Source organism: Deltaproteobacteria bacterium, assembly GCA_009929795.1.
In the GTDB taxonomy this organism is placed as follows: Bacteria; Desulfobacterota; Desulfovibrionia; order Desulfovibrionales; family Desulfomicrobiaceae; genus RZZR01.
In genome coordinates this window covers 1-7,948 of sequence record RZZR01000108.1, presented here as the reverse complement: position 1 = coordinate 7,948, position 7,948 = coordinate 1, and the positions used below count along the sequence as shown (strand labels likewise).

The 7,948-nt window shown below is 59.6% G+C and carries 7 protein-coding genes and 1 tRNA gene; all 8 read right to left on the bottom strand.

Annotated features, from left to right (window positions below; genetic code table 11):
* On the bottom strand, positions 1-1,074 hold a 1,074-nt coding region (locus tag EOM25_10600), incomplete at its 3' end, for an aldehyde:ferredoxin oxidoreductase (protein NCC25625.1).
* Positions 1,068-2,387, bottom strand: coding sequence for a 4-aminobutyrate--2-oxoglutarate transaminase (gene gabT, locus EOM25_10595; GenBank protein ID NCC25624.1), 1,320 nt, complete (start codon positions 2,385-2,387; stop codon positions 1,068-1,070). The genes gabT and EOM25_10600, both read right to left, overlap by 7 nt.
* Before the next feature lie 611 nt (positions 2,388-2,998).
* Positions 2,999-3,075, bottom strand: a tRNA-Pro gene (locus EOM25_10590).
* Between the two features lie 68 nt (positions 3,076-3,143).
* Positions 3,144-4,403, bottom strand: a complete 1,260-nt coding sequence (locus tag EOM25_10585) for a transporter (GenBank protein NCC25623.1) — start codon at positions 4,401-4,403, stop codon at positions 3,144-3,146.
* Positions 4,404-4,600: 197 nt separating this feature from the next.
* A complete protein-coding gene (locus tag EOM25_10580) occupies positions 4,601-4,858 on the bottom strand; it encodes a hypothetical protein (GenBank protein NCC25622.1) in 258 nt (85 codons plus the stop codon).
* Positions 4,855-5,841 carry an ADP-glyceromanno-heptose 6-epimerase gene (rfaD, locus tag EOM25_10575; protein ID NCC25621.1) on the bottom strand — a complete coding sequence of 329 codons (987 nt, stop codon included), beginning with the start codon at positions 5,839-5,841 and terminating at the stop codon, positions 4,855-4,857. Before rfaD ends, EOM25_10580 begins: the two co-directional genes overlap by 4 nt.
* The gene (locus tag EOM25_10570; GenBank protein NCC25620.1) at positions 5,832-7,169 is read right to left on the bottom strand and encodes a PAS domain S-box protein; all 1,338 of its coding nucleotides are present in this window, start codon (positions 7,167-7,169) and stop codon (positions 5,832-5,834) included. Before EOM25_10570 ends, rfaD begins: the two co-directional genes overlap by 10 nt.
* Positions 7,153-7,948: iron-containing alcohol dehydrogenase (locus EOM25_10565; protein NCC25619.1), on the bottom strand; the 796-nt coding region annotated here is incomplete at its 5' end. The genes EOM25_10570 and EOM25_10565, both read right to left, overlap by 17 nt.

Sequence of the window (7,948 nt, the reverse complement as noted above, 5' to 3'; positions counted from 1 at the left end):
GAGGTTGCCCGCGCTGATGGTGTCCAGACCCAGGCGGTCGCACAGGTCGTTCAGGCGGACGATCTCCTCCATGCTCTCGATCATGCACAATCCGCCAAAAGCGAAGATAGTCTCGTACTCCGGCCCCTCCAGGGTCAGTCCGGCGTATGACCCGGCCCTGAGGGTCGTCTTTCGCCCGCAGGCCATGAAACATTTGCGGCAGGCATGGGGCACGACCTCGTGCTCGGCGTGCAAGGTGTCGCCGCTTATCCTCTCCCAATGCTCGCAGGTGCCCTGACTCCAATACTTGGCCGGAAAGGCCCGGGCCGTGTTCATGATGGCCACCATCTGGGTGGTGCCCCGGGCCCGATAGGCTTTGGCCCCGGGACTGTCCTTGAACCGGGTCAAAAAGTCTTTGGCGTAGGCCTTGAGCCCGTCCGGTTCGGCCAAAGGGCGTTTTCGTTTCCCACCGAAGACGAGCCCCTTGATCTTCTTGGCCCCAAGGACCGTGCCCACCCCGCACCGCCCGGCACACCGCCAGCGGTCATTGGCCACAATGGCGAACCGGACCAAGTTCTCGGCCGCCGGTCCGACAACCATGGCTCCTGTGCGGCTCCCTTGCGGATAGAACGAAGCCGTAAGTCGGGAAATCTCTTCCTCGGCGACGAACGTCTCCATGCCCTGCATCCCGGATGCGTCCAGAAATTCGCACCCTTCCTCATGCACGGCCAGAGTCGTCAACCCGGAGGAGGCCCCGGTGAGGACCACGGCGTCGAATCCGGCCGCCTCCACGGCCTCGGGAACGGCCCCGCCCGAGTAGGATTCGGCGTAGAGCCCGGTCTGGGGCGACTTGGTGCAGATGCAGTACCGGCTCCCTCCCCAGGCCAGAGATCCGCAGATAGGGCCGGTGGCAATGACCACCGGATTATCCGGACCCAAGGGGTCGGCTCCAGCGGGGCAATGCTCGAGAAGCAGGGCCGTGGCCAAAGCCTTGCCTCCCAGGTTTCCCGGGCATTCGGAGGTCGGCCGGATCTCGTATTGTTTGACCCCGACGTCGACCAGAAGGATTCGTCCGTGCAGGCCGAAGGTCACGATCCGGCCCTCCCGGCGGATATGTGGTGCAGGGCCGCCTTGAGGATGCCCAGCCCTTTGGCCAGGACCTCGTCATCGATGACCAGGGGCATGAGGGTCCGTATGACGTTGCCGTGATTGCCGCAGGCCAGGACGATGAGCCCCTGTTCCCGACACTCGGCCACCACGGCCCGGGTCTCGTCTCCGGCCGGTTCCCGGGTCTTGCGATCGCGGACCAACTCCAGGGCCAGCATGGGCCCCAAACCCCGAACCTCACCGATCAGGGGCATCTCTTCCTGCCATGACTCGAACTCGGTCCGCAGCCTTTGACCCAGCTCTACGGCCCGGCCCAGGAGGTTCTCATTTTCAAAGGCGTCCAACACGGCCAGGGCTGCGGCGCAGGACACCGGGTTGCCGCCGTAGGTCCCGCCGATGCCGCCCACATGGGGCGAGTCGAGCAAGTCGGCCCGACCCACGACGCCGGACAGGGGCATGCCGCCGGCTAGGCTCTTAGCCACGGTGATCATGTCCGGGGCCACGCCCCAATGCTCCATGGCAAAAAATCTCCCGGTTCGGCCCACACCGCTCTGAACCTCGTCGGCCACAAAGACGATGCCGAATTCTTCGCAGATGGCCTTGAGCTTTGGGAAATACTCGGGCGGCGGGGTCAGGAAGCCACCCTCGCCGGTCACCGGCTCCACCACCAAGCAGGCGATGTGTTCGGCCGCGGCGTGGCTGATGAAGAAATCCCGGAGTTTTTCCGCACAGGCCACCGAGCAGCCCGGATAGGACAGTCCCAGCGGGCATCGGTAGCAATAGGCATAGGGCATCCGGTAGACTTCCGGGGCAAAGGGCCCGAACCCGAACTTGTAGGGCTTGACCTTGCTGGTCATGGTCATGGTCATGAGAGTCCGGCCGTGGAATCCGTTCTCGAAAACCACCACTCCGGTCCGGCCTGTGGCGTAGCGGGCGATCTTGACCGCGTTCTCCACAGCCTCGGCCCCGGAGGTGAAAAAGGCCGCCATCTTGGGAAAGTCTCCCGGGGCCAGGGCGGCCAGGCGCTCGGCCAATTCAACGTATTGCTCGTACATAACGATATGGAAACAGGAGTGGGTCAGACGTCCGGCCTGCTCCTGCACGGCCTTGATCACCCCGACATGGCCATGTCCCACGTTCATGACCCCGATTCCACCGGCGAAATCGATCCACTCCCGGCCGTCCACATCCATAATGATGGCCCCCTCGGCCCGCTCGACGAACGCCGGGACCACGTTGAACACCCCTCGGGGCACGGCCTTTTTCCTCCGCTCCATCAACTCATGATTTTTTCCGCTCATCTCCGCTCCTTGATGATTGTCGAATCTTGAAAGCGTTCGGCCTCTTCCAAGACAAAGACGCCGGAGGGTTTCAAAATTTTCTTCCCTCGAACAAAATATGCAACAATTCTAAATTATTCTCTTATAAATGCCAAGGAACGACCCGCGGCTTTCTCGTCTGACGCTAGACACTCCCTCCATCAAGACAGCGGTACTCGAACGCCCACCTGGACGGGGCTCGAGCTCGGGCCGAATCTTTGCAAGCGCACCGTGAACCACATCTTGCTCGACCGAGGAGGATGATGAAAAACGTCGTGGACTAAAGGTTCAAGCGGTGTTCTTGAACTGGAGTGGATCGACCTATCCAGATACTAAGGCATGATCTATCGGAGATCGTTTTTGAAAACGGCGTGGGGAAACTGTTCGAAAATATTTTGAGGTAGGCAGTAGTTCGATAGTCAACATAAAAAATAACTTTTCCCGATTATACTGCCACGCACAACGTATTTTTAATGAAAACCATGCTTATTTCTATCAAAAGAAAAAAGACAAAACAGTCGTACAGAAGTTGTACAACGGACTGAAAAAGAAAAAGGGCTTACAGATTTATACCTGTAAGCCCTTGATTTTCCTGGTCGGGATGAGAGGATTTGAACCTCCGGCCCCCTGAACCCCATTCAGGTGCGCTCCCAGACTGCGCTACATCCCGGCCGAAGGTGGGTTGCTTACGCTCAAGGCCGACGGATTGTCAACGATTTTTTCCTCGATGAACCGTGCTTAGAACCTGTAGCCAACACTCACGCCGAGCATGTGAGCGTATCCGTTGTGGGACTTGCCTTCCAGAACTCCGTCGGCGGGACGGCCGGCGATGTTCCTCTCCTTGATCATGAGATAGGTATACGACAGATCCAGGTCCATGTTGCCGAAGTGAAATCCAGGGCCGAAGCTGAACAGATGACGGTCGTTGGCCGGCACCAAGTAGTCGATGGTGTCGTCCGGAATGGGACTCTGATCGAAGATGTATCCAAAACGAAGATCCAGCCAGTCCAGGGCTTTGTATTCCAGGCCGGCGTTGAAGCGCCAGACATCCTTCCAGTCCTTTTTAGTTGTGGTGCTGGTCATTCCGGGCACTGGAGTCTGATCATACTTGATGGTCAAATCCTCGTAGCTCGACCACCGGGTATAGACGGCCCCGAGTTCCAGACTCAGATTTTCAAGCGGGTATATGGCAACCCCGGCGGACCAGGAATCAGGCAGGGTCACTTCGCCCGAAACATTGCCGTTCTTGAACAATGGCTGAAGCTGGGGGTTGGCGTCGAAGGCTGCCGGGCGATCGAAGTCGGCGTCACCGTCCATGCGAAGCTGGACCTGGCTCCGATAGGTCAGACCCACCTTGGCGTATTGGCAGGGCTGATAGTGGAGGCCCAGATTGAACCCAAAACCGACATCGTCGGCATGAAGTTTGGCGTTGATGTCTCCCACGTCCTGACCGACAATGGGACCGGTGGGAATCTTTTTCTTGTAGAGAAAGTCGAAATACATGGCCTCGACGCCCAAGGCCACAGAAAAGGAGTCGGTCAGGGAAATGGCCAGGTTGGGGTTAACCGAAACCGCCTTGATGACCCCTTCGTAGGCGTTGTACCGGCCGGGCCATTTGCTGTCGAACTCAGTGCCCAGACCGTAGCGACTGTACACCCCAAGCCCCAGGCTGTAGCGGTCGTTCACCTTGTAGGTGGCAAAGAAGTGCGGCGGAATCCACCAATTTTTCTCGCTGGTCGTGGTCTTGTCCCCGGTATCGACATCGACCATGGGGCCGATAAAGGTGGCGCCCAATTGCATTTGCAAGCCTTCCAGTTGGGTAATGCCTGCCGGATTGTAGGCCACGGCCGAAGGGTCGTCGGCCCGGCCGACCAAGGCCCCGCCCAATGCGTTACCACGAGCGCTCCACTCGTAGATCCCGAAACCAGCTCCCCAACATGCCTGCCAAGCCAGGCCGACCATGACGGCCGCCAACATCGTACACCGAACAAACCGCATCTCCGCCTCCAATGTTGAGAGTTGTCTGGGACCGGCCGACAATTCGAGCCGGCATCAAGTTGAGCGCCCGCTCAACCATTTTGGGATGGGTTCGCGTAGACGAAACCGGCCCTTTGGTCAAGGATGAACTCAGTCGCCGCAGGCAGGAGACGGAATGGTGGAGATGGCGGGAAAAAACGCTTGAAACAAACAGCCTATCAGGACAGGCGAACGATACGGGCCTTGAAGGCCACCCGCTCCGGGGCGCAGGTTGGGCAGCCGTCCGAAACCAACAGACAATGCTCATCAAGCTTCGACACATCGATATGGGAGGCCGAAAGCAGTCGGGTGGTCTCACCTTGGCCCCACATGACCGGTCGGCCGCAGACCGAGCACTCCACATAGAGCAACTCCGGATCAAATCTCCCACCAGTCTGTGCCTTGCGCCTGGAGACCCCGGTCTCGCTTCCGCTCATCGGTCAACCTCAACATCAAGGGGCTGTCCGCCCAAGGCCAGATGGCGGCGGACGTAGTCTTCAACGGCCTCCTCCATTGGAGTGAATGGCCGGTCGAAACCAGCCCGTCGCAGTTTGTCCATGGTCGCTTGCGTGAAATACTGGTACTTGTCCCGCAGGGATTCGGGCATGTCCATATAGGAGATGTCAGCCTCACGATCCATAGCCCGGAACACGGCCAGACCAAGGTCTTTAAATGTTCGGGCCTGGCCGGTGCCCACGTTGAACAGCCCGCAGGATTCGGGATGTTCGAGAAGCCACCAAATCAACTCTGTGCAGTCCTTGACATAGACGAAATCGCGCTGCTGCTCTCCATGGCCGCAATCCGGCCGGTGGGACCGGAACAGCTTCAGCCCGAGCCCGGCCGAAATCTGTTCATGGGCCTTGCAAACCACGCTACGCATCTCGCCCTTATGCCACTCGTTGGGCCCGAAGACGTTGAAGAACTTGAGCCCGGCAACCCTGTCTTCCAGCCCCAGCCTCCGGACCCAGAGATCGAAGAGGTGTTTGGAGTATCCGTACATGTTCAGGGGCCTGAGAAGGCCGATGTCAGCCTCGTCGTCAAAGCCGCGGCTCCCGTCGCCGTAAGTTGCCGCGCTACTGGCGTAGACGAAGCGAGCGTTTTGCTCCAGGGCGTAGCGACACAAAACCTGGGAATAGACGACATTGTTGGACATGAGATAGTTGGCGTCGGTCTCGGTCGTCGAGGAACAGGCTCCCATGTGGATCACGGCCTGCACGTCGGCCGGGGCCCGATTCGATTCGACCAAGGCCAGGAACTCATCCTTTGGCATGTATCCGGATATGCGCAGCCCGACCAGATTCCGCCATTTTTCGGTTCGGGCCAGATTATCGACCACAAGAATATCCTCGACGCCCCGGCGGTTGAGCATCCAGACGATTGCACTCCCCAAAAAACCGGCTCCGCCGGTGACTATGTGCATGAAAGCCCTCCGTGATATCCGTGAGATTCTGCCCGGTCCCGGCCTAAGGGGAGCCGGATGACGAATCTGGTTCCCATTCCCGGCGCGGAGTCCACCTCCAGGGTTCCCCCATGGTCTTCGGTGACGATGAAATAGGAGACCGACAGGCCGAGCCCGGTGCCCCGTCCGACCTCCTTGGTCGTGAAAAAGGGCTCAAAGATCCGTTTGCGGACCGTTTCGTCCATGCCCGGCCCATTATCCTCTATCTCAACCCGAATCCGTCCTCGCTCGCGACGAAGCCTGAGCTGGAATTTCGACCCGGCCTTGGGGCCTCCTCCATGCTTTTCAGCCATGGCCTCGGCCCCGTTCTTGAGGATGTTGAGGAAGACCTGCTGGAGTTTTCCCGGATCGCACATGGCCTTCGGTAGATCGGAATCGTAATCCCGATCGATCTCGATATACCTGAAATCGTAATGTTTCTTCAAATCGTAATCCTTGGATGCCAGATCGACGCTCTCGTCAAGCAAATCCCGAACGTCGCACTCCGTCCGGCCTGATCCGTATTTGCGGCTAAAGGACAACATACTCTCGATGATCCGGGAAGCCCTTCGTCCGGCATCGACCACGGCCTCGATCATCTTGAAGATTCCCCGCCGATCCATGTAGGTCTCGATGGCCTCCAGGGTCGTTCCGCAGGCCTCGGCCTCGATCTGGTTCCTGGCCGGTCCCCTGCCCAGCCTGGATCTCATGACCTGGGCATTCTGAAGGATGATGCTCAGGGGATTCTTGATCTCATGGGCCATACCTGCGGCCAGACCTCCAACAGAGAGCATCTTCTCAGCCTGGATGACCATCTCCTCGACCCGGATCCGCTCGGTGACATCGTCTACCCGAATGACCGCCCCTTCGATCTCCTCGGCGATCAGTGGATAGACCATGACCTCCTCATGCCGCGATTCTCCGTCTTCGAATCTGGAGACCAACCGTTCCCGCCAGGCCTGCCCCAGGCTCAGGCTCTGTCGAATGTGCTCCAGAATCGAACCGAAGTCGGGAAAGACCTGGTCCAAGGGCAGGGATACGGCCGTCTGAATGTTCAGACCGGACCGGTTCAGGGCCTGCCGGTTCAGGAAGGTCACCCGGCCGTCGATATCGATACCGACCAGGGCCGAAGGCATGGAGTCGATCACGTTGTCCAGATAATTCTTGAGCCGGCGGATCTCCTCCCGCTGTCGCTCCAATTCCTCAATTTTTCTGGTCAGTTCCGGATAGTAGCTTTTCCGGGAGGAAAACTCTCCGAATCCTATCAGACGGGAGACCTGGGTCTCCCGGTCGTCAGAGGGCCTCTTCATAGACGGTCTCAATGTCCCGCTGATTGGCCGGACGGGGATTGGTCAGCAGGCAGGCGTCCCTGACGGCCTTGGAGGCCAGCACCGGAATGTCGGACCTGGACACTCCGGCCGACCCCAGGGTTCGGACCACCCCGGCATCCTTCTTCAAATCACGGACGGCTCGAATGAGACGCTCCCGGATCTCGCGATCGGACAGGCCCCTGATACCCAGGCCGAAGACCTCGGCCACGGCCCGGTACCGCTCGGGCGCGTGGGTGTAATTGAAGGCGACTACGTGCTCGAGAAGCAGGGCGTTGCACTCCCCGTGGGGCAGGTCCAGAAATCCCCCCAGACTGTGGGCCATGGCGTGGACCGCCCCCAGGATGGCGTTGGAGAAGGCCAGTCCGGCCTCCATGCTGCCGAGCATGAGCTTGCCCCGAAGTTCCAGGTTGCCGGGCTCCCGGAGGCAGGCCGGAAGGTTCGCCGTGACCAGGCGGATGGCCTCCAGGGCGTGGAGATCGGTCATAGGCGAGGCCGCCGTGGACACAAAGGCCTCCACGGCATGGACCAGGGCGTCGATGCCGGTGCAGGCCGTAAGATAGGCGTCCATGGTCACGAGGGTTTCCGGATCGATCAGGGCCACGTCCGGGACGATGGCCTTGCTGACAATGGCGATCTTGACCAATTCCCGGCGGTTGGAAATGATGGCAAACTGGGACACGTCCGCCGAGGTCCCCGATGTAGTGGGCACGAAAATCAAGGGCGGAACCGGATTCAGGATGCGGTCGACGCCCTCGTAG